Below are 23427 nucleotides of genomic sequence, written 5' to 3'. Positions count from 1 at the left end.
GTTCGCTTATTTGCGCATCAAGGTGCTTTTGCCGAAAAGGGACTCGATCAGGTCCACCGCCACCTCGGCCGTGCGGTTGCGCTCGTCCAGCGCGGGGTTGAGCTCAAACACATCCAGGCTGGCCATGCGGCCGGTGTCGGCAATCATTTCCATGCAAAGCTGCGCTTCGCGGTAGGTGGGGCCGCCGCGCACCGTGGTGCCCACGCCGGGCGCAATGTCGGGGTCTAGAAAGTCCACGTCAAAGCTCACATGCAGGTGCGTGTTGGCGTCCGTCAGCGCCAGCGCCAGCTCCATGGCGGCGCGCATGCCCATTTCGTCGATGTAGCGCATGTCAAAGACCTCCAGGTCCTGCTCATGCACAAAACGCTTCTCGCCCTCGTCCACACTGCGGATGCCAATTTGCCGCACCCACTTCGGTGAAATGGCCGGTACCTGGCCGCCAATCTCGATCAGTTCTTGCGGGCCAAAGCCGCACAGGCAGGCCACGGGCATGCCGTGGATGTTGCCGCTGGGTGTGAGGGTGTTGGTGTTGAAGTCGGCATGTGCGTCCAGCCACAGCACGCGCAGCTTCTTGCCCATCTCGCGGCAGTGGCGCGCCACCGCGCTAATCGACCCAATGCCCAGGCAATGGTCCCCGCCCAGCACGATGGGCAGGCGCCCGTCCTGCAGCTCGGCATACACCGCGTCGTGCAGGCTGCGGTTCCAGGCCGTGACTTCGGCCAGGTGGCGGTAGCCGTTTACCGGTGGCAGCCAGGGGTTGCTGGGGCCACTGAGGTTGCCCTTGTCCAGCACTTCCAGCCCGTGGGCCTGTAGCACGCTGGTGATGTTGGCCACGCGTAAGGCCTCGGGCCCCATGCTGGCGCCGCGGGTGCCCGCGCCAATGTCGGTGGGCGCGCCAATGAGGCTGATCTTGTGGTTCATGGGGTTTCCAGTTGGAACACAGGGAGGCGCTCGCCCACCAGCAGGCCGCGCGCGTTGCGAATCTCGGCCGCGCGCCAGGGCTGCAGCGCGGCGCGTTGCGCATCGTCCAGCCAGCCCAGCTGGTCCAGGATCTCGACGCTGGCGGCAAACAGCGCGGGCTTGTTGCCGTCAATGATCTTGAGCGCAAAGGCCTCGCCGCGGCTTTTGCTGCCCACCACCTGCACGCCGTCCGCGCCCACCTTGCTGACCCAGTCGCCCCGGCCCACGCGCATGAAGTCCAGGTCGTTGCGGCCGGTGCCGCTCACCATATCGGGGTGGGCGGTCATGGCTTCACTCAGCAGCGCAAAGCTGGCGCCAAACTCGACGTCTTGCGCGCCACTGGCCAGGCGCGCGTAGCCGCGCGCCAGATTGGAAATCGGCATGGCGAAGTTGGGTGCCGAGCAGCCGTCAATGCCGCGTGGCATGTCCTGCACGTCCATGCCCACGGCACGCGCCACATCACGCGCAATGGCCTGCTGCAGCGGGTGGTCGGCGGCGGTGTAGTCGTCCAGCGGCAGGCCGTGCTGCACGCAATAGGCCACAAAACCCGCGTGTTTGCCGCTGCAGTTGTTGTGCGCCTCGGTGACCTCCAGTCCCTCTGGTGCGCCCTTGTCAAAGTAGCTGAACAAGAGCGGCACATGGCAGCCGCAGCGCAGCGTCTTGTAGGTGTGGCCGGCCTTGGCCAACATGCTGGTGGCGCCGTTCACATGCATGGCCTCTCCGTTGTGGCTGGCGCACAGCAGTGCGTTCTCGGCCTGGGTAAAGCCAAACTGCGCAGGGCCACCAGCTTCCACAAAGGGCAGGGCCTGCAGGGCCTTGAGCGTGGAGCGGGTGAAGGTGACCAAATGCGGGTCGCCCGCAAAGGCCTTGAGCTGGCCGCCGCGGTTAACCACGGCCACGGCGCCAAAGTGCAGGCATTCGGGCGTACCGCCACGGGTGAGCTGGATCAGGGGGGCAAGGTTCACGGGTTATCTTCTCCTGCTGACAAGCGTATCCGAATTGCCGTGGTTTAGGCCAAGGCTGTCTATACTGAAACGCTATCGTCACAGCCCAACTTTGCATAGCCCCATGCTGACACCCGAACAGAAAACCCGCTACCAGGAAGACGGCTTCCTCATCCTGCCCAACTTCAAGTCCGCCGCAGAGATTGCCGCTGTGCGCGCCCGGGCTGAGGCCATCGTCGAGGCCTTTGACCCCAACGAGAGCAAGACCATCTTCACCACCAACGACCAGGTGCGCCAGGTGGACCGCTACTTTCTGGATTCGGCCAACCGCGTCAGCTGCTTTTTTGAGGAAGAGGCGTTTGGCGCAGATGGCGAGTTGCGCCAGGCCAAGGCCCTGTCCATCAACAAGATCGGCCACGCCCTGCACGACCAGGACCCGGTGTTCGAAGCCTTCAGCCATGGTGCCGCGCTAGCAGAGGTTGCCGCTGATGTGGGCCTGGCCCGGCCGCAGGTCTGGCAGTCCATGTACATCTTCAAGCAGCCCGGCATTGGCGGCGAGGTGGGCTGGCACCAGGACGCCACGTTTTTTGACACCACGCCCATCAGCGTCACCACCTTCTGGTTTGCGCTGGAAGACGCCACGCTGGACAACGGCTGCCTGTGGACCGAACCCGGCGGCCACCGCGGCCAACGCGGTGTGTTACGTGAACGTTTTGAGCGCCATGGCGACGCCATCACCATGAAGAAGCTGGACGCCACGCCCTGGCCCGCCAGCAATGTGAACGCGATTCCTTTGGAGGTGAAGGCGGGGGCGCTAGTGGTCTTCCATGGCTTGCTGCCGCACTACAGCGCGCCGAATCGCTCGGCGGTGTCGCGGCATGCCTATACCTTGCATGCGACGGATGCCAGCACGCAGTACGCAGCCACCAATTGGCTGCAGCGCGGTGCGGCGGACCCCGTGCGGGGCTTTGTGCTGGCATGATCGAGGGCTTTTCTCCGCTTCACTAAAGTTTTTGCATGACAGCTACCTTGCCAACCGCACCCGAAACGCTCGCCGCCGAGGCCCCCGTGGCTGCCCCCAAGCGCGCGTCCAAGCCCGATGTTTTTCCGGTGTTGGAACAAATGGCGGCGCTGTACCCCCACATGTTTGGCGCCACTTTTCTGCCCATGAAGCGCGGCGTTTTCCAGGAATTGCTGGACGCCCACCCTGATGTTTTTGAAAAAGACAGCCTCAAGGCGGCGCTGTCCCACCACGCGCGGTCCACACGTTACCTGACGGCCGTGGCCTCCGGCGAAGACCGGTATGACCTGCAAGGCAAACCCGTAGAAGCGATGGCGCCCGAGCATGTGCACCACGCCCTGCTGGAAGTCTTCCGCCGCCGCCAGACCCGCAGCAAGGAAGACCTGCGCCCCAAGCTCCTGCAGCGCATCGTGGTGGCCTGTGAGGCCTCGGGCCTGACACCCCTGGCCTACAGCGAACTGGTGCGCAGCCGCGACGAAGCCGCCAACGCAGTGCTCGACGAAGCCATGGCAGAAGCCAACGCCCGAGCCGCCAAGACCGAGGCGCTGCTGCAGGCCTTCAAAGCCAGCGGCAAATCGCTGGACGTCTTTGCCGACATGTACGGCATGGACCCACGCGCGGTGAGCCGCATGCTGGCGCGAGCCACAGTGGCCTGACCTTTCGTATCTGGGATCTTGGCGTTGTCTGAGCCTGATTCAGCGTGGATTGACACCCGCTAGCTGAGGGCTACACCAGCCACTGCCAGACCGGCCCCGGCACCGGTGTGTGTCGGTCGCCCATAAAAAAGCCCCTCAACGAGGGGCTTGGTCTTGGGCGGCAGACTGGTTTATTTGCAGTACACCCGGGCGGTGCGGGGGGTGTAAATGCCCAAGGTAATCATGCCAAACAGCACATCGGTGGCCGACTGCTCTACGGCGACGCCTGTGACCTTGTCGGCACCGCCGCACACCTTGCCAGCGTCGACCGACTTCATCTGGCCAATGCCGCTGACGAAGAAGGTTTGGCTGTCTTCAGCCTTGGCCGTTGGCATGGCCGGCAGGTCACCCGCCACGTTAAAGCGTTGGTTGGCGCAGCCGGCCAACACGGTGGCGGCGACTACGGCGATCAGAGCGGATTTCATCATTCCAAATTCTCCCTAAGTGAGTTAGCAGACAGACAGCCTGTGCATAACAAGCTGTTGAACATTGAAACCCGCTTGGCGCAGGGCGTCAAGATGAAAAACGCGGCCTTGGTGTTTTGTGCAAATCTGCAATTTGTTACAGCAAACCCTGGGTTTTCCTCTTTTCGCCATCGACGCGCCATGCCATAGTGTTTTCCATTCACATGGAGATGGGGCATGCGAATTTTTGTGTTCCTGCTGGTATTGGGTGCTGCTTCCGGCGTATTTGCTCAGGCCTTGGCGCCGCTTACGCCCGAGCCATCGGCGCCCATGGGCGCCGCCGACCGCGCATTGGTGGTGCGCGCCGATGGGCAGCGCAAGCAGCTGGAAAACTCTCTGAAAGACTATGTGGTGGCCTTTGACAGCCGCGTGGAGCGGCCCGGCGAATTGCCGCGCAAAACGGTGGGCCTGGCGATCACGTCTTTTTCTGGCAGCCCCCTGGCGCTGGCTTACGACCCGAATGGCAAAAGCATGATGGCCCAGTGGCGCTCGGAGCACACCACCGCTTTTGGCCAAACTTTTCAGTACCAAGCCTTTGTAGGTCAATCTGGCGCGGTCAACTTCGTGCTCAGTTCGCGCTTTTAGCCAACACCTCTGCTGAACCCGTTTCAGCGGAAAAACAGCGGCATCAGAAGCGATGCCAATACCACCTGCAGCCCCAGCGCCAAGCCCGCGTAGGCCCCGGCATCCGCATTCACCTGCAGCGCCCGCGCCGCGCCAATGCCGTGGGATGCGGTGCCCAGCGCAAAACCGCGTGCGGCCCAGCCGCTGCCGTTGTGTGGCAGGCGCAGCAGGCTGAACAAAATCTTGCCACTGAGCGCGCCTGCCAGCCCTGTGAGCACCGCAAACACGGCCGATAGCGCAGGGATGCCGCCTATCTTGTCCGCAATGCCCATGGCCACCGGCGCGGTAACCGACTTGGGCGCCAGCGACAGCACCACATCGGCCGGCAGCCCCACGGCCCAACCCAATGCCAAGGCCGACCCGCTGGCCGCCGCGCCACCCAGCAAAGACGCGAGCAACAAGCGCCCCCAACGTTGCCGCACCTGCGCGCGGCGTTGCCACGGCGGCCAGCCCAGTGCCACTACGGCCGGCCCCAAGAGGAAGTGGATGAACTGCGCGCCCGAGAAGTAGGTGGGGTAGGGCATGCCGGTGGCTAGTAGCACCGCCGCAATCACCACCACGCTCCACAACACCGGGTTGGCCCAGGCGGCCTGGCCCACGCGCAGGTACAGCGCATGCGCGAGCACATAGGTCACCAGCGTTGCCGTGAGGCCGAAGAGCGGTGTGGCCGAGAGGTAGACCCAGAGTGCGACAAAGTCAGACATCGCTGGCTGCATCTTTGTCGTCGGCAGGGCTCAGGTGGTAGAGCACCAGTGCGGTCACGGCCAGCCCAATCCAGGTGGACAGCACCAGGACCAGCAGCATGCGGCCGCCGTACTGGCTCAGCAGCGCCAGGTGGGTCATCACGCCCACACCCACCGGGATGAACAGTAGGGAGAGGTGGGCCAACAGAAAGTCCGCGCACTGGGCCACGGGCTCGCGCACCAGCGGCCAACGCAGGGCGATGAGCAAGAGCACCATGCCCACCACCGGGCCGGGAAAGGGCAGGTGCAGCGCGCGCGCCAGCAGCTCCCCCGCGCTTTGCAGCGCGAGCAACCAGGCCAAACCGCGCAAGCCTTGCATGAAATCTAGAACCGCGGCAGATCCGGGTGTTTGACTTTGCCGCCGCGCACCAGCTCGCGGCCGTATTCAGCGCAGCGCTGCAGCGTGGGAATCACCTTGCCGGGGTTCAGCAGGCCCTGGGGGTCAAACGCAGCCTTGAGCGCAAACATCTGCGCGTTTTCTTCGGCGCTGAATTGCACACACATGCTGTTGAGCTTTTCCACACCCACGCCGTGTTCGCCCGTCACCGTGCCGCCCATGGCCACGCTGGTTTCCAGAATTTCGGCGCCGAACAGTTCGCAGCGGCGCAGCTGGTCGGCGTCGTTCGCATCGAACAGGATCAGTGGGTGCAAATTGCCGTCGCCCGCGTGGAACACGTTGGCACAGCGCAGCTGGTATTTCTTCTCCATCTCGGCAATCGCCAGCAGGATGTCGGCCAGCCGCGCGCGGGGGATGGTGCTGTCCATACACATGTAGTCGGGGCTGATGCGGCCGCTGGCGGGGAAGGCGTTCTTGCGCCCGCTCCAGAAACGCAGGCGTTCCGCCTCGCTGTTGCTCACCGCAATGCCGGTGGCGCCAGCCGAGCGCAGCACCTCGGTCATGCGGCCAATTTCTTCTTCCACCTCTTCGGGCGTGCCATCGCTCTCGCACAGCAGAATGGCCTCGGCGCTCAGGTCGTAGCCCGCGTGCACAAAGTCTTCCACCGCGGCGGTCATGGGTTTGTCCATCATCTCCAGCCCGGCGGGGATGATGCCGGCCGCAATCACGGCGGCCACCGCGTCGCCGGCTTTGCGCAGGTCGTCAAAGCTGGCCATGATGCAGCGTGCTAGTTGCGGCTTGGGTACCAGCTTTACGGTCACTTCGGTGGTCACGGCCAGCATGCCCTCGCTGCCCACCACCACGCTCATCAGGTCGTAACCCGGCGCGTCCAGCGCGTCGCCACCAAACTCGATGGGTTCGCCCTCCATGGTGAAGCCGCGCACCTTGAGCACGTTGTGCAGCGTCAGACCGTACTTCAGGCAGTGCACACCGCCGGAGTTCTCGGCCACGTTGCCGCCAATCGTGCAGGCAATCTGGCTGCTGGGGTCGGGTGCGTAGTACAGGCCCAGTGGGGCTGCCGCCTCGCTAATGGCCAGGTTGCGCACGCCGCACTGCACCACGGCCGTACGGCTGCGTTTGTCCAGCTTCAATATCTTGTTGAACTTGGCCAGTGACAGCGTCACGCCCAGCGCATGCGGCATGGCCCCGCCCGACAGGCCGGTGCCCGCACCGCGCGCCACCACCGGCACATTCAGGCCGTGGCAGACCTTGAGCACGGCGGCCACCTGCGCCTCGGTCTCCGGCAGCGCTACCAGCAGCGGGCGCTGGCGGTAGGCGGTCAGGCCGTCGCACTCGTAAGGCGTGGTGTCCTCGGTCTGGTACAGCAGCGCATGCTTGGGTAAATGGGGTTCTAGCCCCCGCAGAATATGCGCAAGCAGCTCTGTTTTTGATAGCAAATCGGTGGTGCTGGCGGAGGCAGAGGCGTTCATGGCGGGGCTTTCGGGCGGCGTAGTCTGCACTCTAGGGGAAAGCTGGGCACCGTGGCGTGAAGAAATTGCGGGCCTAGCCCACCGCTTTTTTCAACCACTCGGCAAAGGCCGCCACTTCCCAGCGGTCCATGGCGCCGGTGCGCCAGCACAGGTAGTGGGCGTGGGGACTGGGCACGTTGTTGTCATACAGCCGTACCAATGAACCATTCTCCAGCCAAGGCGCGCCGAGTTTCAGGCGCACCAGGCCCACGCCCATGCCGGCGGCGGCGGCGTCGCACATCAGGCCAATGTCGTTGAATTGCGATCCCTCCACCGGCTCGGGCCAGTCCAGCCCGTTGGCGGCAAACCAGGTGCGCCAGGGCTCCAGCGGGCTGCGCAACAAGGGAATGTTGGCCAGGTCCTGCGGTGTCTCGAACGGCCCGTGCTCACGCACAAAGGCGGGGGAGGCCAGCGGCGTCACCTCGTCCTTCATCAAGAGCGTGTGCTCCATGTCGGCATAGCGGCCGGGGCCAAAGCGCACCATCAGGTCCGCGTCCTCGGCCACCACGTCCAGCAGGGGGATGGACACCTGCAACGTCAGGTCGATCTCGGGGTAGGCGTCGGTGAACTGGCGCAGGCGCGGGATCAGGATGGAGCGCGAAAACGTGGGCGTGACCGCCAGGCGCAGCTTGCGCTTGCCGGGCGCGGCGGATGCACTGGGAAACTTCTGCAGGATGGCCAGGCCCTCGCGCACATGGGCCAGGTACTCGCTGCCTTCGGTGGTCAGCGAAAAATCGGCCCGGCCAAACAGCTTGGTGCCAATGATCTGCTCCAGCTGCCGCACCCGGTGGCTCACCGCGCTGGGCGTCACGAACAACTCTTCTGCTGCCAATGTGACCGACCGTAACCGTGCCAACGCCTCAAAAGTCAGCAGGCATTGGATAGGAGGTATGCGGGAGGCGCTCATGGGGGAATGATGCCACTAGTGGGCGTTGGGACTGCTGCTCGGACGTGGATCTGCGTGTTCCGGCGCCTGTGACACTTGCAACAATTCGGGGCATTTGCACCAGGGATGTTGCAATTGGCCAAAGATTGCTACACGGTGCTCGGTCTAGTATGAATTCTCTTCAACTCGAAAGCATTCTGATGACTATGCAAGCCCCGTTTTTTGGCAAACGTCCCGCAGATCCGGTCCACACCCGCCCTGGTCCGGCCCAGTCCAGTGGACTGTCGGGCTCCGGCACCAGTGATGGCGGACATGCATCGGCGGCCCCGGTACAAGCCCAAGCGCCCGCACCTGCAAAGCCTGCCGGCAGCGCGGCAGCAGCCCCCCTTTCGGGTGCCCCCACCAAGGAGGGCGGCAGCAAGCTGACCGTGGGCCCCAATATCAAGCTCAAGGGAGTGGAGATCACTGATTGCGACACCCTGGTGGTCGAGGGCATGGTGGAGGCGACCATGGACTCCCGCGTGATGCAAATTACCGAGATCGGCGCCTTCAAGGGCTCGGCAGAGATTGACTATGCTGAGATCCACGGCGAGTTCAACGGCAATTTGACGGTGCGCGAGAAGTTGGTGATCTACTCCACCGGGCGGGTCACCGGCAAGATCCGTTACGGCAAGGTCGTGATCCAAGAGGGCGGGCAGCTGATGGGTGACATCCAGTTTGGTGCTGCCCACCGAGCCGAGGCCTTGCTCCCGGCCAAAATGGGCCTGCTCAACGCTGCATAAAGCGGAGCGACACCGGGCGCGGGTGAAGTAGCGCTCGCATCGATCCAAGGCGCCCCTTTTCTAGCGTTTCACGCATGGCGATGGCGTGGCAAGGCACGGCCCCGCCGCCAGGTCGCATCGCCGCTCAGGCGGCCGATCTCCTTGGGGTGCGTCGTTCGCCTGTCATCAGCCGAACTAATGTCCCCGCTGAACTGGGCGCTTTGCCATGAAAACCGGCAAATGCACCGTGTTTTCCCCGAGAGCAAAGCCTATTTGTGGCCGAGGTCCGTCAGTAGAATGGCCCTCTTTTTCCCCTCGGGAGTTCCCCTGTGTCTGACACCCTTGCCGTACTGCCACAGTACCTGCTCCCCAAAAAAGCCCTTACCGCGTTTGGCGGTCTGGTGGCTGGTGCCCGTGGGGGCAAAGCCACCACCGCGCTGATCCGTTGGTTCATTGGCAAATACCAGGTCAATATGGCCGAGGCCGCCAACCCGGACCCCGTTGCTTACGCCACGTTCAACGATTTTTTCACCCGTGCTCTCAAAGAAGGTGTGCGCCCACTCGCCTCTGCCTCCTTTGTCTGCCCGGTGGATGGTGCCATCAGCCAGTTTGGCGCGATCCACAAAGACCAGATTTTCCAAGCCAAGGGCCACCACTACAGCACCACCGCGCTGGTGGGGGGCGACGCCAAGCTGGCAGCGCAGTTCGACAACGGCAGCTTTGCCACCATCTACCTGAGCCCGCGCGATTACCACCGCATCCACATGCCGTGCGATGGCGTGCTGCGCCGCATGATCTATGTGCCGGGCGACCTGTTCTCGGTGAACCCGACCACGGCGCGTGGCGTGCCTGGTCTGTTTGCGCGCAACGAGCGTGTGGTGTGTGTGTTTGACTCCGCCCATGGCCCGTTTGTGCTGACCCTGGTGGGTGCCACGGTGGTGGGCAGCATGGCCACGGTGTGGCACGGGGTGGTCAATCCGCCGCGCCTGCCCCAGATTACCGAGTGGCACTACGACGCCAATGCGGTCGTGTTGAAGCAGGGTGAGGAGATGGGACGCTTCTTGCTTGGTTCTACCGTCGTGATGCTTTTTGGGCGCGACCGCCTTGCGTTTGACGGCCCCTGGGCCGCGGGCAAGCCGGTGTGCCTGGGCGAAAAAATGGGCGAGACCCCTGAAAAGCCAGTATCCTGAATTGCAGGGAGACTGCAAAACTGTTGGAGTGTTTGGTATGCAAGCTTCGTCTTCTGAGACTGCGCTGACCTTGGCCACCGGCCTGTCTTCTGCCCCCGCCCTAGAGGGGCATGCCCCTGGGGCCGACGAGGCTGGTAGTGATTACCGCCGTACGGCGTTGCCGCGCGTTGCCGCGCTCGATGCCCTGTCTGTCCGCGCCAGTCTGTGGCTGGCCTTTGCCTGTGTATTGGTGGGAGCGGTGGTCATTGGCGTGTTTTCGCTGTTCCAGATGGGGCGGCTCAACGACTCCACCAAAGCCATTTATGAGCAAGAGTTTGCTGCGGGTCAGGCGGCCGAGCAGGCCCGCGGCCTGATTCTGCGGGCCAGCCGCGCCCAAACCCAGCTGCTGACTGCGACCACTGCCGCTGAGCGCAACACCCTGGGTGGCGACATTGAAACCAGCCTCACCCACATTGGTCAGCGTCTGGAGGTCATCAAGGGCCTGTCCAATTCTGAAGAAACCAGCGCCTCCAGCCAGCAGCTTGTCGAGGCCATGGCCAACTGGACCAAACGGCAGCGCGCCTACATCACGCTGGTGAAAGAGCAGCCGCTGGACCTGATGCAGATGAGCACCGATGTGCCCACCGAAGATGCCCGCTTGCTCAACGACACGCGCAAGCTCGAAAAAATTGTGGATGCACTGGTGGAGCAGCGCTCCAAGTCCGCCGAGGCTACCATCGTGCACGCTGGCGAGATCTACCAGTCGTCTCAAACCTGGGTGGTGGGCATCATGGTGCTGTTGCTGGTGCTGTCACTGGTCATCAGTGGCTGGGTGACGCGGCGCCTGGTGCGCCAACTCGGTGGCGAGCCGGCCTATGCCAAATCCATTGCCAGCCGCATTGCGCAAGGCGATTTGTCCATGCAGATTCGCCTGGAGCCCAAAGATACGGAGAGCCTGCTGTACTCGTTGCGCGACATGCAGGGCAGGTTGGCCGACACCATGCGCGAGATTGCCGGCAGCTCCAAGCAGGTGGCCAATGCCTCGCGCGAAATCTCCATGGGCAACCTGGACCTGTCGCAGCGCACCGAGCAGCAATCTGCCTCGCTGGAAAAAACTACCACCAACGTGGAGCAGATGGCCGCCATTGCGAAACGTTATGCCGACAGCGCCACCCAGGCCGCCCAGCTCTCCGGCTTGGCCACACGCTCTGCCCAGCAGGGCGGTGAGGTGGTGGCCAGCGTGGTCGCCACCATGGACAAGATCAGCAAGAGCACCCAGGCCATCCATGCCAATATTGGTGTGATCGAGGGCATTGCCTTCCAGACCAACATATTGGCGCTAAACGCTGCAGTCGAGGCGGCCCACGCGGGCGAGCAGGGCCGTGGCTTTGCGGTGGTCGCCTCCGAGGTGCGTTCGCTGGCCGAGCGCAGTGCCAAGGCGGCGCGTGAAATCAATGCACTTATCGAGGCCTCGACCTCGCAGGTGAAGGACGGTGCGCAGCTGGCACAACAAGCGGGGCAGACGATTGCCGAGATGTCGCAGAGCGTGCAGCAGGTCAGCACCGTGATGGAGGAAATCTCGGGTGCCTCGCTGCAGCAAAGTGCCGGCATTGAAGAGATCAACCGCGCCGTAGCCCAGCTCGACGACAGCACCCAGCAGAACGCGGCGCTGGTGGAAGAGGCTGCCGCAGCCGCGCAGTCACTGGACGAGCAAGCCCAGTCGCTGGACCAGCTGGTGGGCCGCTTTAACCTGTAGCCCCCGCGCTGCATCGCGGCCCGGCGGCGAATCAAAATTACTTGAAGATCACGGTCTTGTGGCCGTTCAGCAGCACCCGGTGCTCGCTGTGCCACTTGACCGCGCGGGCCAGCACCTGGCTCTCGGTGTCACGCCCCTGGGTGGTCAGGTCTTCCACGGTTTTGCTGTGGTCCACGCGGGCCACGTCCTGCTCGATGATCGGGCCTTCGTCCAGGTCGGCTGTCACGTAGTGGGCGGTGGCGCCAATCAGCTTCACGCCGCGGTCATGCGCCTGGTAGTAGGGCTTGGCACCCTTGAAGCTAGGCAAGAAGCTGTGGTGGATGTTGATGGCGCGACCTGACAACTTGCGGCACAGGTCATCGCTCAGGATCTGCATGTAGCGCGCCAGCACCACCAGCTCGGCCCCTTCGGACTCGATCACCTCGTAGGCCTTGGCTTCGGCCTGCGCTTTTGTGGCTGCGGTCACCGGAATGTGGTGGAACGGCACGTTGTAGCTGGCCGCCAGCTGGTAAAACTCGCGGTGGTTGGAGACGATGGCGCGGATGTCCAGCGGCAGCAGGCCACTTTTCCAGCGGAACAACAAGTCGTTGAGGCAATGGCCTTCCTTGCTGACCATGATGACGGTGCGCATGGCCTGGGCCGTGGCGTGCAGGCTCCACTGCAGCTGCAGTGGCTCGGCAAAGCTGCCCAACTGGGCGCGCAGCTCGGCATGGCTGAGCTGGCTGCAGCTGAACTGCACGCGCATGAAGAACAGGCCGGTGTCTGGGTCGTTGTACTGGGCGGCTTCTTCGATGTTGCCGCCGCGTTCCAGCAAAAAGCCCGAAACGGCGTGCACCAGACCCAGGCGGTCGGGGCAGGAAAACGTGAGGATGTAAGTCTGGCTCATGGGGCGAGATTGTCGCAGTTCCCCGGCCAGGGCCGGTGTCTGGGTGCTGGAAAGACCAAGGGGCTGCGAAGAGCCCCTGATCGCGTTGCGCGGGAAGGGTTTAGTGCACTACGACCGGGTTTTGTGCCAACACGGCGTATTGGTCCAGCGTGTCTTCCACTTCTTCCTGGGTCGGGGTGTTCACCTGCCAGGCCTGGATGTGCTGCTGGAACAGCTCGGCCCAAGAGCCGTCGAGGTAGACCTCTTTGCCCGAGCGTTTGTCCACGATTTCGAAACCGTGGCGCGCCAGCATAGGCACGCCCTGGGGGTAACGCTCGGTTTTTTCGGGGTGCACACCATCTGGCTCGCCGTTGGCCAGCATGTGGGTGACGGAGAAGGATTCAGAGTCGTACAAGGTGTGCATTGTGTTTACCAACTAGAGATAGACCGTATTTGGACACCATCTTCGCAGTTTCAAGAGTAACAGGGTTTATGGCGCCTGCGTGCTTCGCCACAATTTATCCGCCACATCCCCATTGGCTTCGGTCAGGCGGATGCGCACCGGCAGGTAGCCCATGCTGGGCGCCAGCCAGATTTCGGCGCGGTTGCTGTGGGGCCCGGCTGCGCCGCGCGACAGCTTGATAGCGCTCACTTCGCCGCCAGGCAGCGTCAGCTTCTCGGTACCGCCCACCGCCATGGTCCAGGATTCGACCGAACGTGGCCCGATGGCCTCGAACGGGATCTGGGTGCCGGCCGGGTAACGTTGCGGTTCGCCGCCGAACATGGCACTGAGCTGCAACACTGCGCTGAGTTGGTCCTGCATGCCCGGGGTCAGCGGTACATCGGGGGTGTTGGCGCTGAAGGTGACCTTGTTGGCGCTGCGGTCGAAGTGGGCCGCCACCTCGCTGCGCACCTTGTCACCAAAACGCAGCGGCTCCAGCCCATGCGGGCCCAGTGCGCCCTTGCTGGTCTGCATGCGTGAGCCCAGCAAAAAGTGGCTGAACTCCAGCCGGCTGTTGTAGGTCTTGCCATCGTGTTGCCACAGCAATTCGCCGTTCAGGCTCAGCGAGATGCCTTTTACCTCGGCGCGCACTTCGTATTTCAGCCGGGCCGGTTCGGGGTAGGCCAGGCGCAGCGGGGCATCACTGGCCTGGGCCGTGCCGGCGGCCAGCGTCGTGACGGCCACCGCACCGCTCTTGCTGCCTTGCGGCCCGTTGGGGGGCGGTGGAGGGGGCTCAATTGCTACGGTATTAGGAGCTGCTTGCGCAGTATCCACGACGGCTGGTGCCAGTTTTGATGCCAAAGCCAGGGCGTCGGGCAAGGTGGCCGCGGCAGGGGGCTCGGAGGGAGGCAGCGGGGCCAAGCGGGGTGCATGGCCTGGGGCTGGCCGGGGTGCAGGCGGCAAAGCCTGCGCGGGCATAGGCGTAGGCGCCGCCTGGGGCGCGAGCACCGCGGGTGCGGGCGGGTTAGGGGTGATGGTGCGGGTTTGCAGTGCGGGGGGGGCGGTGCCCTCTTCGGCACTGTGGGCCGTGGGGCTGGTCGGTGCCCAGTCCACCGTCCACGTGAGGGGTTGGCCCAGCACCAGCCAGTGCGCCAGCAGCACCGTGCCCACCACCGCGACCAGTGTTCGCCCGTGCCGTGCCACGCTGGGCAGGGGGAGGGAGAAGAGGGGCGCGGGCATGGTCAAAAGCATGGGGCGGGGCAAACGCGTGGGCTGGGGTCGTTTCAGTTTAATGCACGGCCGGGTACGGCCCAATCCCGGCGAAAATGCCCGCATGAAACTCGCTACCTACCAAGACGGCTCCCGCGACGGGCAACTGGTGGTCGTCTCGCGCGACCTGAGCCAGGCGCACTACGCCACCCACATTGCCAACCGCCTGCAGCAGGTGCTGGACGACTGGAACTACCTCGCGCCCCAGCTCGAAGATATCTACGTCACGCTGAACCAAGGCCGAGCGCGCCATGCCTTCCCCTTTGACCCGGCCCAGTGTTTGGCGCCGCTGCCGCGCGCCTACCAGTGGGCCGACGGCTCGGCCTACCTGAACCATGTGGAGCTGGTGCGCCAGGCCCGTGGCGCCGAGGTGCCCGAGAGTTTTGCCACCGACCCGCTGATGTACCAGGGCGGCAGCGACGACCTGGCCGGCCCGCAGGCCGACATCGTGTGCGCCAACCTGGCCTGGGGCGTGGACTTTGAGGCGGAGCTGGCGGTGATCACGGGCGATGTGCCCCTGGGCTGCCCCAGCGACCGCGCCATCGACGCCGTGCGCCTGCTGGTGCTGGCCAACGACGTGACGCTGCGCAACCTGATTCCCGACGAGCTGGCCAAGGGCTTTGGCTTTGTGCAGAGCAAGCCGGCCACCGCCTTTGGCCCGGTGGCGGTGACGCCGGATGAGCTGGGCGATGCCTGGGCGCGCGGCCGCGTGCACCTCCCGGTGCAGTGCACCTGGAATGGCCGCAAGGTCGGCATGTGCGAAGCCGGCAACGACATGAGCTTCCACTTTGGCCAGCTGATTGCCCACTTGGCCAAGACCCGTCGCGTGCGGGCTGGCTCCATCATTGGCTCGGGCACCATCAGCAACAAGGGTGTGGCGCGCAAAAACCGCACCGACTGGCCCAATGGCTACAGCTGCATTGCCGAGAAGCGCGCGATGGAAACCATCCAGGACGGCCAGCCCAGCACCGAGTACATGCAGTACGGCGACACCATCCGCATCGAGGTGAAAGGCCGCGACGGGCAGAGCGTGTTTGGCGCCATCCTGCAAGAAGTGGTGCCGCCCGAGAGCCGCGGCCGAACAGCCCCCAGCGCTGCTGCGGCATCCGTTTCTGGCGATACTGCCGCACCGGTTGCTGCCGACCCCGCCCTCGCGCCCTCTGCCGAGAGTGCCCCCGATTCTTCTACCGAGACCTCCGAATGAAAACACGTGCCGCCGTCGCCTGGAAAGCAGGCCAACCCCTGACCATCGAAACCGTGGACCTGCAAGGCCCCAAGTTCGGTGAAGTGCTCGTCGAAATCAAAGCCACCGGCATCTGCCACACCGACTACTACACCCTCAGCGGCGCCGACCCCGAAGGCATCTTCCCCGCCATCCTGGGCCACGAAGGCGCAGGCATTGTGGTGGACGTGGGCCCCGGCGTGACCACGCTCAAGAAGGGCGACCACGTCATTCCCCTCTACACACCCGAATGCCGCACTTGCAAGTTCTGCCTTTCGCGCAAGACCAACCTGTGCCAGCTCATCCGCGGCACGCAGGGCAAGGGCCTGATGCCCGATGCCACCTCGCGCTTCAGCCTCAACGGCGATCCCATCTTTCATTACATGGGGACCAGCACTTTCAGTAACTACACCGTGGCGCCCGAAATCAGCCTGGCCAAGATTCGTGAAGATGCCCCATTCGACAAGGTTTGCTACATCGGCTGCGGCGTGACCACCGGCATTGGCGCCGTGATCTTCACCGCCAAGGTGGAGGCCGGTGCCAACGCCGTGGTGTTTGGCCTGGGCGGCATTGGCCTGAACGTGATCCAGGGCCTGAAGATGGTGGGCGCCGACAAGATCATCGGCGTGGACCTGAACCCCGAACGCGAAGCGATGGCACGCCAATTCGGCATGACGCACTTTCTGAACCCCAAGGACATCGAGGCCGCGGGTGGCAACATCGTCGATGCGATTGTTCAGCTCACCGATGGCGGCGCTGACTACAGCTTCGAGTGCATCGGCAACACCAAGGTCATGCGCCAGGCACTGGAGTGCACACACAAGGGTTGGGGCCGCAGCATCATCATTGGCGTGGCGGAAGCCGGCGCCGAAATCTCCACACGCCCGTTCCAGCTGGTCACCGGCCGCAAATGGGAAGGCTCGGCCTTTGGCGGCGCACGCGGCCGCACCGATGTGCCCAAGATCGTGGACTGGTACATGGAAGGCAAGATCAACATCGACAGCCTGATCACCCACACCATGCCGCTGGAAGACATCAACAAGGGCTTTGACCTGATGAAGCGCGGCGAATCCATTCGCGGCGTTGTCATTTTTTGATAAAAAAGGCCTCTAGCCCAAATGGCTAGTGCGCCAACAGCTTCTCTTTTTGTAGCAACCGATGTCCTCCTCCGCCCTTGAACTCGTCAGCGAACACGCCTGTTTTGGTGGCGTGCAGCGTTATTACCAGCACGCGTCCAGCGTTATCGGCTTGCCCATGCGTTTCTCGGTGTTCCTGCCGCCGCAGGCCCTACAGGGTGCGGTGCCGGCGGTCATGTACCTGGCAGGCCTGACCTGCAATGAGGAAACCTTCATGGCCAAGGGCGGCGCGCAGCGCGTGGCCGCAGAGCTGGGCCTGGCGCTGATAACACCGGACACCAGCCCGAGGGGCGCCGGTGTGGCAGGTGAGGCCGAGTCCTGGGACTTTGGGGTGGGTGCAGGCTTTTACCTGGACGCGACCCAAGCCGCCTGGGCCCCGCACTACCGCATGGAGAGCTACCTGCTGCGCGAGCTGCTGCCGCTGGTGGGCGTGAGCCTGCCGGTGGACGTGCAGCGCCTGGGCCTGTTTGGCCACTCCATGGGCGGCCACGGCGCGCTGACGCTGGCGCTGCGCCACCCGCTGCGGTTTAAGAGCCTCTCGGCCTTTGCGCCCATTTGCGCACCTACGCAATGTCCTTGGGGCCATAAAGCGTTTGCGGGTTACCTGGGCGAGGACCGCGAGGCCTGGGCCGCGCACGACGCCTCGGCCCTGATGGGCCAGCGCAGCACACCGCTGTTTGCGCAGGGCATTCTGGTGGACCAGGGCTTGGCGGACAAGTTTCTGGAAGTGCAACTGCACCCGCATCTCTTTGCCGCAGCCTGCGCCGCGGCCGGCCAGCCGCTCACGCTGCGCTGCCGCGCGGGTTACGACCATGGCTACTACTTCATCAGCACCTTCATGGAAGACCACCTGCGCCACCATGCGCAGGGGTTGGGCTTGCTGCCTTAAGTGGCCGCTGAGAGCTGCACGGCAAAGGTTTTGACCCCGCGCAGCATCATCTCAATCGCCACCGACACCAGCACCAGGCCCATCAGGCGCTCGGCGGCCACCACCAGGCGGTCGCCAATGATGCGCTGGATGCGCTCGGCCGACACCAGCACCACGGCGCTGACCAGCATGGTCACACACAGCGCACCAATCCACTCCAGGCGCTTGTCCGGCTGCTGCGATACCAGCAGCAACACCGTGGCCAGCGCCGAGGGGCCGGCCACCGCGGGCACGGCCAGCGGCACGATCAGTGGTTCGGTCATGATTTCGCTTTCGGTGGTGGCTGCAGGCGGAAACACCATGCGCAGCGCAATCAAAAACAGGATCACACCGCCGCCAATCTGCAGCGACAACTCACTCAGGTTCATCACGCGCAAAAAGCTTTCGCCCACAAACATAAAGGTGAGCAGCAGTGCAAACGCAATCAGGATCTCGCGCAGGATGACCTTGGCGCGCCGCTCGGGCGCCACGTGTTTGAGCGCGTTGGCAAAGATGGGGATGTTGCCAATCGGATCGGTGATCAGGATCAGCAGGATGGTGGCGGAGACAAAGGTGTAATTCATCATGGCAGCGGGGCGGCCTTGTGGGCCGCTTGGGTTCAGGGTGCTGCGGAGAATAGCAGTTCGGACCTGCGGATCGCGCTCGCCGGTGCGCGATAATTGCCAGCATGTCCCCCCTGCAAACCCTGCGCCAAGCGCACGCCCTCATCCGCTGGATGTTGGCGTGTTTTGTCTTGGCCATGGGCGTCGCCGTGGCCGCGCCGGTGGTGAATCCCCAGGCCCTGTCGCTGGTGTGCAGCGCGGGCGGCAGCGTCAAACTCGTCGTGCAAGACGACGCGGGTGGCAGTGCACCCATGGCGCTGGCCCACACGCTGGACTGCGTGATGTGCCTGCCCGCCGGTGCCCCGCCGGCCAGCACGGCCGCTGCTTTGCCGTTGCAGACCTTGGGCGAGGTGCTGCGTGCCCTGGCGCCCCAGGCCGTTACCTGGCGCACCGCGGCCCCCGCGTCCGCACGCGGCCCACCCCACACCGCCTGATACCGCCACCAGGTGCGCCTGCTGCAGGCGCGCCCGGTGTGCACGCTGGCCACCGTGTGGCCGCGTTGCTCCCTGTAGTTTGCTATTTAATTCATAGCTGCTTGCGCAATATCTAAGGGGGGCTAATGCCACTTTTGACCCTAAAAAGGAACCTGACCATGAAAACCACGCCCTTTGCTGCTTTGGCCTTGCTGGCCGCCTTGTCTGCTCCTGTGTGGGCGCAGTCGGTGGATGTGAAAAACGCCTGGGCCCGCGCCACGGTGCCGGGCCAGAAGGCCAGCGGCGCCTTCATGACCCTGACGGCCAAAGACGGTGCCAAGCTGGTCTCGGTCTCCTCCCCCGTGGCCGGGGTGACCGAAGTGCACGAGATGAAGATGGAGGGCGACGTGATGAAAATGCGCGCCGTGCCCCAACTGGATTTGCCCGCGGGCAAGGCGGTGGAGCTCAAACCCGGTGGTTACCACGTGATGCTGATGGACCTGAAGCAGCCGCTGCAGAAAGACAGCACCATCGCGCTGACGCTGGTGTTCAAGGACGCCAAGGGCCAGCAGAGTCAAACCGAGCTGAAGCTGCCCGTGTCCCAAGCCGCCCCGGCGGGCATGGCCATGGACAAAAAGGACGCACCGGTCGTCCACAAACACTGAATTTTTAGCGGCGCGCCATGCACCACGTCACGCATCTGCGTCCACCCCGCCGCCCCTGGGCCGCGTGGTGGGTGCTGTGCGTGTGGCTGCTGGCGGCGCTGGCGCCTGTCGCCTCCCATGCGCTGGCGGCCGGGTCTATTGAGGGGCCCATCCGGCTGGAGGTCTGCACCAGCAACGGCGCCCAATGGCTGACCCTGGCCCCGGACACAGCCCCTGCGGATGCGCCAGCCAGTCCTGTCCCGACCGTAGGGTTTTCGCATTGCCCATGGTGCCTGCAACCCAGCGACAGCGGGGCCGCCCCGCCACCCCACACGCCGCCGCTCTTGCGGGTGCCGCCTGGGAACCAAGCCCCGGCGGTCTGGCAGGCGCTTGTCTTCCCCACGCCGTTCTTTGTGGCGGCCGCGCCCCGCGGCCCGCCTGCACGCGCCTAAGCCTGTCTGAATCTCTCTCCACCGCTGGCGGTGGTGTCTGTGGCTGACTCCGACCCGACTGTCGGAGCCGCTGCGTGTCCATTTTTAAAAGATTGTTATGACTTCCATGACCCCTCCTGCGCCCGCGCGCCAACCCGGTGCATCCCGTTTTTATGCCATGGCCTGGCGCTGGCACTTTTATGCGGGCCTGTATGTGGTGCCCTTCCTGGTGATGTTGGCGCTCACCGGCCTGGTGATGGTGTTTTTTACCGGCTTCCAGTCGCGCTTGGGCATGACCGTGCATGTGGCGCCGCAGGCCCAGGTGCAGCCGGTTACGGCCCAGGCCCAGGCGGCGCTGGCGCACCTGCCTGGCGCCCAGCTCAAGGAATACATCGCCCCCAAGACGCCCGATGTGGCGAGCTGGTTTGTGCTGAACCATGCGGACAGCACACAGGCGGTCGCGGTGAACCCGTACACGGCCGAAGTGGTAAAGCAGGTGGACAAGGAGAACACCGTGTTCGCCTGGGCCGAAAAAATCCACGGCACCCTGCTGCTCGGCGAGGGCGGCGAGCGGTTTATTGAAGTGGCAGCCGGTTTGGCCATCGTGTTGGTGGTCACGGGCCTGTATTTGTTCTGGCCCCGCAATGCCGAGCGCTGGGTGGATGCCATCGTGCCCGACTGGCGCGCGACTGGGCGCAAGTGGTGGAAGTCTGTGCACCGCAGTGTGGGCTTCTGGATGAGCGTGGTGCTGTTGCTGTTTTTGCTGACCGGCATGTCCTGGACCGGCTTCTGGGGCGCCAAGTTTGTGCAACCCTGGGGCACCTTCCCGGCTGCCAAGTGGGACGCTGTGCCCACTTCCACCCAGACCCACGCCGCGCTCAACACCGCGGGCCTGCACGAGGTGCCCTGGGGGCTGGAGCAAACGCCGCTGCCGGAGTCTGGCTCGCAAGCCGGCACCCCCGGCGTGGCGGTGGGTGAACCGGTGAACCTGGATGGTCTGAATGCCCTGGCCTTGCGCCTGGGCTACACCGGTCAGTTTCACATCCAGCTGCCGCAAGACGCCAAGGGTGTCTACACCCTGTCGGCCGACTCCATGAGCGGCGACCTGCGCAACCCCACGCAGGACCGCACGGTGCACGTAGACCGCTACACCGGCCGTGTGTTGGCCGAGGCGGCGTTTGCCGACTACTCGCTGGTGGCCAAAGCCATGGCTGTGGGTATTGCGCTGCACCAGGGCGACCTGGGCTGGCTGAGCGCCGTGGCCAACGTCATCTTTTGCCTGGCCATTGTGCTGTTGTGTGTGAGTGGCGTGGTCATGTGGTGGCTGCGCCGCCCGGAAGGAAGCGGCCGCCTGGCGGCGCCCAGTGTGCCGGCGCAGGCCCCGCTGTGGAAGGGCGGTGCCCTGGTCATGCTGCTCACCGCCTTGGCCTTTCCGCTGGCGGGTGGTGTGCTGCTGGCCGTGTTGCTGCTGGACTGGCTGGTCCTGTCCCGCCTGCCGGGGCTGAAAGCCGCCTTGTCCTGAGCAACACCTCGTCAGCCCCCGCGCGTTGGAGTAAGCTGTGCGCCAGCGCCTGACCACCAGGCCTTTGGAGCACACATGAGCGATTCAGACACCTCGGGTTTTGGCAAGTTCGTGCCGGGTTTTGACTTTCTGCAAAACCTGGCCAAAGGCGCCAGCCAGAACATCCCGCAAATGCCCAACCTGGCCAACTGGGTCGCCCCCACGCTCAATGTGGAGGAGCTGGACAAGCGCATCGAAGAGCTCAAAAACGTGCACTTCTGGTTGGAGCAAAACTCCCGCGCCTTGGGCGCCACGATCCAGGCGCTGGAGGTGCAGAAGATGACCCTGGCCACGCTCAAGGGCATGAACTTCAACCTGGGCGATGTGACCAATGCACTCAAGCTCAAGGCGGCTGACTCCATTGCCTCGGGCGTGCAAAGCGTGACCGAAAAAGCCGCCAGCACCGCCAAAACACTGTCGGACGTGGCCAGCAGCGCCAGCAAAGGTGACACCAAAGCTGCAGCCAAGGCAGCGGGTGTGCCGGGGCTGGTGGATCCGCTGCAGCTGTGGGGCTCGCTCACCCAGCAGTTCCAAAATATTGCGGCCACCGCCATGAAAGAGGCCACCACCAAAACCGCGGTGGACATGACCAAAAACATGGCCACCGGCCTGGCCAAAGAAGCCCTCAAGTCGGCTACTGCTGCTGGCAAAAAAGCCGTGGCCAAGCGCCCCGCCGCGCGCAAAACCGCCACCAAAAAATCCACCGGCCGTTAGGCGCCAGGCACATCCACCGGGGCTGGGCGCATGAAGCTGTTTCCGTACGCGCACGCCACACACCCGCAGTGGCCCATGGCGGCTGGCCTGGTGCTGGCGCAGCTGCGCGCCCAGATGGCTTTGCACGGGTATGCCTCTGCGCCCACGCTGGCGCTGCTCTACATCACCGACCACTACGCGCCCCACGCCAAAGACATTCTGGAGATGCTTAGCGGCGAGCTGCCGCTGGTCACTGACTGGTCGGGCACCGTGGGTGTGGGCATTGCGGCCAACAACGTGGAGTATTTTGACGAGCCCGCCCTGGCCGTGATGCTGCTGGAGCTGCCCAGCCACGAGTACCGCGTGTTCTCCGGCATTGCGCCGCTGGGCCTGGGGTTTGAGGCCCACACGGCACTGGTGCACGCCGATGGCGAGACGCCCGACCTGGTGGAGCTGATTGACGAAATGGCGGCCCGCACCGACACCGGGTACCTGTTTGGCGGCCTCTGCAGCAGCCGCACGCAGAGTGTGCAGTTTGCGGTGGCGGCCGATGGCAACCTGAGCGGCTTTGGCGCGGCCAGTGGTGTGTTGCACGGTGGTCTGAGCGGCGTGGCTTTTGGCGAAGGGGTGGGCATGGTGTCGCGTGTCACGCAGGGCTGCAAGCCGGTGTCCAAAGCGCGCGTGGTCACCGAGGCCGACCACAACGTGGTCATCACGCTGGATGGCGAGCCCGCGCTGGACGTGATGTTGCGCGACCTGGGCATCAGCCTGGAGCACCCGCAGGAAGCGCTGGAGGTGGTGCGTGCCACGCTGGTGGGGCTGGTGCAGAGCCCCACCGTGGGGGCGGCGGGCGACAGCGCGCTGGTGCGTCAGACCGGCAACCTGGGCAGCGACGTGACGGTGCGCCACATCATTGGCCTGGACCCGGGCCGGCGCGGCATTGCCATTGCAGCCCAGGTGCAGACCGGTGCCCATCTGGCCTTTTGCCAGCGCAACCGCGAAGCCGCGCAGGCCGACCTGGTGCGTATCTGCGCCGAGGTGCGAGAAGAACTGGAGCCGCAGGAGCTGACGGTGGAAACCGCCTTTGCCCTGCAGCAAAGCGAGGCCGAGGCGGCGCCCCACCCGGCGCGCCGGATTGCGGGCGCGGTGTATGTGAGCTGCTCGGGCCGGGGTGGCCCGCACTTTGGCGGGCCCAGTGCCGAGCTGCAGATCGTGCGCCGTGCGCTGGGCGATGTGCCGCTGGTGGGGTTTTTTGCGGGGGGCGAAATTGCACGCAACCAGCTGTTTGGTTACACCGGGGTGCTCACGGTGTTTACCAGTGCTTAGCCCCCC

Annotated in this window: 26 protein-coding genes; 15 read left to right on the top strand and 11 right to left on the bottom strand. The window is 64.5% G+C overall.

What is annotated here, in order from left to right; all coding sequences use genetic code 11:
• Positions 1-6 precede the first annotated feature (6 nt).
• Both rocF and C5F53_RS12080 read right to left on the bottom strand, forming a co-directional pair.
• Positions 7-921: an arginase gene (rocF, locus tag C5F53_RS12085; protein ID WP_105261628.1), complete on the bottom strand. Its 915-nt coding sequence runs from the start codon at positions 919-921 to the stop codon at positions 7-9.
• Positions 918-1925, bottom strand: a complete 1008-nt coding sequence (locus C5F53_RS12080) for an asparaginase (RefSeq protein WP_105261627.1) — start codon at positions 1923-1925, stop codon at positions 918-920. The genes rocF and C5F53_RS12080 overlap by 4 nt, the downstream gene beginning before the upstream one ends.
• Before the next feature lie 103 nt (positions 1926-2028).
• Here C5F53_RS12080 and C5F53_RS12075 point away from each other — a divergent pair, with 103 nt between their 5' ends.
• Positions 2029-2886 (top strand): phytanoyl-CoA dioxygenase family protein, encoded by an 858-nt coding sequence (locus C5F53_RS12075; protein ID WP_105261626.1) that lies wholly within the window; start codon positions 2029-2031, stop codon positions 2884-2886.
• Between the two features lie 35 nt (positions 2887-2921).
• Positions 2922-3581, top strand: coding sequence for a ProQ/FINO family protein (locus tag C5F53_RS12070; protein ID WP_105261625.1), 660 nt, complete (start codon positions 2922-2924; stop codon positions 3579-3581).
• Positions 3582-3751: 170 nt separating this feature from the next.
• Here C5F53_RS12070 and C5F53_RS12065 read toward each other — a convergent pair whose 3' ends face one another.
• A complete protein-coding gene (locus C5F53_RS12065; RefSeq protein ID WP_236635355.1) occupies positions 3752-4048 on the bottom strand; it encodes a Bor family protein in 297 nt (98 codons plus the stop codon).
• Between the two features lie 213 nt (positions 4049-4261).
• Between C5F53_RS12065 and C5F53_RS12060 the strand changes: the two genes are divergently transcribed.
• Positions 4262-4669: a hypothetical protein gene (locus C5F53_RS12060; protein ID WP_105261624.1), complete on the top strand. Its 408-nt coding sequence runs from the start codon at positions 4262-4264 to the stop codon at positions 4667-4669.
• Positions 4670-4692: 23 nt separating this feature from the next.
• Here the strand turns inward: C5F53_RS12060 and C5F53_RS12055 are convergent, their stop codons facing one another.
• From C5F53_RS12055 to C5F53_RS12040, 4 genes are all read right to left on the bottom strand, one after another.
• Positions 4693-5412, bottom strand: coding sequence for an LrgB family protein (locus tag C5F53_RS12055; RefSeq protein ID WP_105261623.1), 720 nt, complete (start codon positions 5410-5412; stop codon positions 4693-4695).
• On the bottom strand, positions 5405-5770 hold the full coding sequence (locus tag C5F53_RS12050) for a CidA/LrgA family protein (RefSeq protein WP_105261622.1): 366 nt from the start codon (positions 5768-5770) through the stop codon (positions 5405-5407). Before C5F53_RS12050 ends, C5F53_RS12055 begins: the two co-directional genes overlap by 8 nt.
• 5 nt (positions 5771-5775) lie before the next feature.
• On the bottom strand, positions 5776-7278 hold the full coding sequence (locus C5F53_RS12045) for an FAD-linked oxidase C-terminal domain-containing protein (RefSeq protein WP_105261929.1): 1503 nt from the start codon (positions 7276-7278) through the stop codon (positions 5776-5778).
• A 73-nt stretch (positions 7279-7351) separates the two neighbouring features.
• Positions 7352-8224, bottom strand: a complete 873-nt coding sequence (locus C5F53_RS12040; RefSeq protein ID WP_105261621.1) for a LysR substrate-binding domain-containing protein — start codon at positions 8222-8224, stop codon at positions 7352-7354.
• Between the two features lie 179 nt (positions 8225-8403).
• On the opposite strand from C5F53_RS12040, the gene C5F53_RS12035 reads away from it, so the two are divergent.
• The 3 genes from C5F53_RS12035 (at position 8404) to C5F53_RS12025 (ending at position 11889) form a co-directional block, all read left to right on the top strand.
• Positions 8404-8985 (top strand): polymer-forming cytoskeletal protein, encoded by a 582-nt coding sequence (locus C5F53_RS12035; protein WP_105261620.1) that lies wholly within the window; start codon positions 8404-8406, stop codon positions 8983-8985.
• A gap of 308 nt (positions 8986-9293) precedes the next feature.
• Positions 9294-10154, top strand: a complete 861-nt coding sequence (asd, locus tag C5F53_RS12030) for an archaetidylserine decarboxylase (RefSeq protein ID WP_105261619.1) — start codon at positions 9294-9296, stop codon at positions 10152-10154.
• A gap of 37 nt (positions 10155-10191) precedes the next feature.
• Positions 10192-11889: a methyl-accepting chemotaxis protein gene (locus C5F53_RS12025; protein WP_105261618.1), complete on the top strand. Its 1698-nt coding sequence runs from the start codon at positions 10192-10194 to the stop codon at positions 11887-11889.
• 37 nt (positions 11890-11926) lie between these two features.
• Here C5F53_RS12025 and purU read toward each other — a convergent pair whose 3' ends face one another.
• The 3 genes from purU to C5F53_RS12010 all read right to left on the bottom strand — a co-directional run bounded on the left by purU (position 11927) and on the right by C5F53_RS12010 (position 14435).
• On the bottom strand, positions 11927-12775 hold the full coding sequence (gene purU / locus C5F53_RS12020; RefSeq protein ID WP_105261617.1) for a formyltetrahydrofolate deformylase: 849 nt from the start codon (positions 12773-12775) through the stop codon (positions 11927-11929).
• 100 nt (positions 12776-12875) lie between these two features.
• Positions 12876-13178 (bottom strand): DUF3567 domain-containing protein, encoded by a 303-nt coding sequence (locus C5F53_RS12015; RefSeq protein WP_105261616.1) that lies wholly within the window; start codon positions 13176-13178, stop codon positions 12876-12878.
• Positions 13179-13244: 66 nt separating this feature from the next.
• Positions 13245-14435, bottom strand: a complete 1191-nt coding sequence (locus C5F53_RS12010) for a DUF3108 domain-containing protein (RefSeq protein WP_146097350.1) — start codon at positions 14433-14435, stop codon at positions 13245-13247.
• Between the two features lie 94 nt (positions 14436-14529).
• Between C5F53_RS12010 and C5F53_RS12005 the strand changes: the two genes are divergently transcribed.
• From C5F53_RS12005 to fghA, 3 genes are all read left to right on the top strand, one after another.
• A complete protein-coding gene (locus tag C5F53_RS12005; RefSeq protein ID WP_105261928.1) occupies positions 14530-15669 on the top strand; it encodes a fumarylacetoacetate hydrolase family protein in 1140 nt (379 codons plus the stop codon).
• Complete coding sequence (locus tag C5F53_RS12000) at positions 15666-16784, top strand: S-(hydroxymethyl)glutathione dehydrogenase/class III alcohol dehydrogenase (protein WP_105261614.1); 1119 nt, start codon at positions 15666-15668, stop codon at positions 16782-16784. The genes C5F53_RS12005 and C5F53_RS12000 overlap by 4 nt, the downstream gene beginning before the upstream one ends.
• Before the next feature lie 61 nt (positions 16785-16845).
• Entirely contained in the window at positions 16846-17712 is an 867-nt protein-coding gene (gene fghA, locus C5F53_RS11995) for an S-formylglutathione hydrolase (RefSeq protein WP_105261613.1), read from the top strand.
• Here the strand turns inward: fghA and C5F53_RS11990 are convergent.
• A complete protein-coding gene (locus tag C5F53_RS11990; RefSeq protein ID WP_105261927.1) occupies positions 17709-18314 on the bottom strand; it encodes a MarC family protein in 606 nt (201 codons plus the stop codon). The two genes, fghA and C5F53_RS11990, sit on opposite strands and share 4 nt — an antisense overlap.
• 104 nt (positions 18315-18418) lie before the next feature.
• Here C5F53_RS11990 and C5F53_RS11985 point away from each other — a divergent pair, with 104 nt between their 5' ends.
• The 6 genes from C5F53_RS11985 to C5F53_RS11960 all read left to right on the top strand — a co-directional run bounded on the left by C5F53_RS11985 (position 18419) and on the right by C5F53_RS11960 (position 23421).
• A complete protein-coding gene (locus tag C5F53_RS11985) occupies positions 18419-18787 on the top strand; it encodes a DUF2946 family protein (RefSeq protein WP_105261612.1) in 369 nt (122 codons plus the stop codon).
• A 158-nt stretch (positions 18788-18945) separates the two neighbouring features.
• Entirely contained in the window at positions 18946-19431 is a 486-nt protein-coding gene (locus C5F53_RS11980; RefSeq protein WP_105261611.1) for a copper chaperone PCu(A)C, read from the top strand.
• 17 nt (positions 19432-19448) lie between these two features.
• Complete coding sequence (locus C5F53_RS11975; protein WP_105261610.1) at positions 19449-19862, top strand: DUF2946 domain-containing protein; 414 nt, start codon at positions 19449-19451, stop codon at positions 19860-19862.
• A 97-nt stretch (positions 19863-19959) separates the two neighbouring features.
• Complete coding sequence (locus C5F53_RS11970; protein WP_105261609.1) at positions 19960-21363, top strand: PepSY domain-containing protein; 1404 nt, start codon at positions 19960-19962, stop codon at positions 21361-21363.
• Positions 21364-21438: 75 nt separating this feature from the next.
• Entirely contained in the window at positions 21439-22116 is a 678-nt protein-coding gene (locus C5F53_RS11965) for a PhaM family polyhydroxyalkanoate granule multifunctional regulatory protein (RefSeq protein ID WP_105261608.1), read from the top strand.
• 30 nt (positions 22117-22146) lie between these two features.
• Positions 22147-23421, top strand: a complete 1275-nt coding sequence (locus tag C5F53_RS11960) for an FIST N-terminal domain-containing protein (protein ID WP_105261607.1) — start codon at positions 22147-22149, stop codon at positions 23419-23421.
• The last annotated feature ends 6 nt before the right edge of the window (positions 23422-23427 follow it).

This window comes from Rhodoferax sp. TS-BS-61-7, assembly GCF_002943465.1.
Taxonomy (GTDB): Bacteria; Pseudomonadota; Gammaproteobacteria; order Burkholderiales; family Burkholderiaceae_C; genus Allorhodoferax.
The sequence above is the reverse complement of the archived record's forward strand: the minus strand, read 5'-3'. Positions and strand labels throughout refer to the sequence as shown.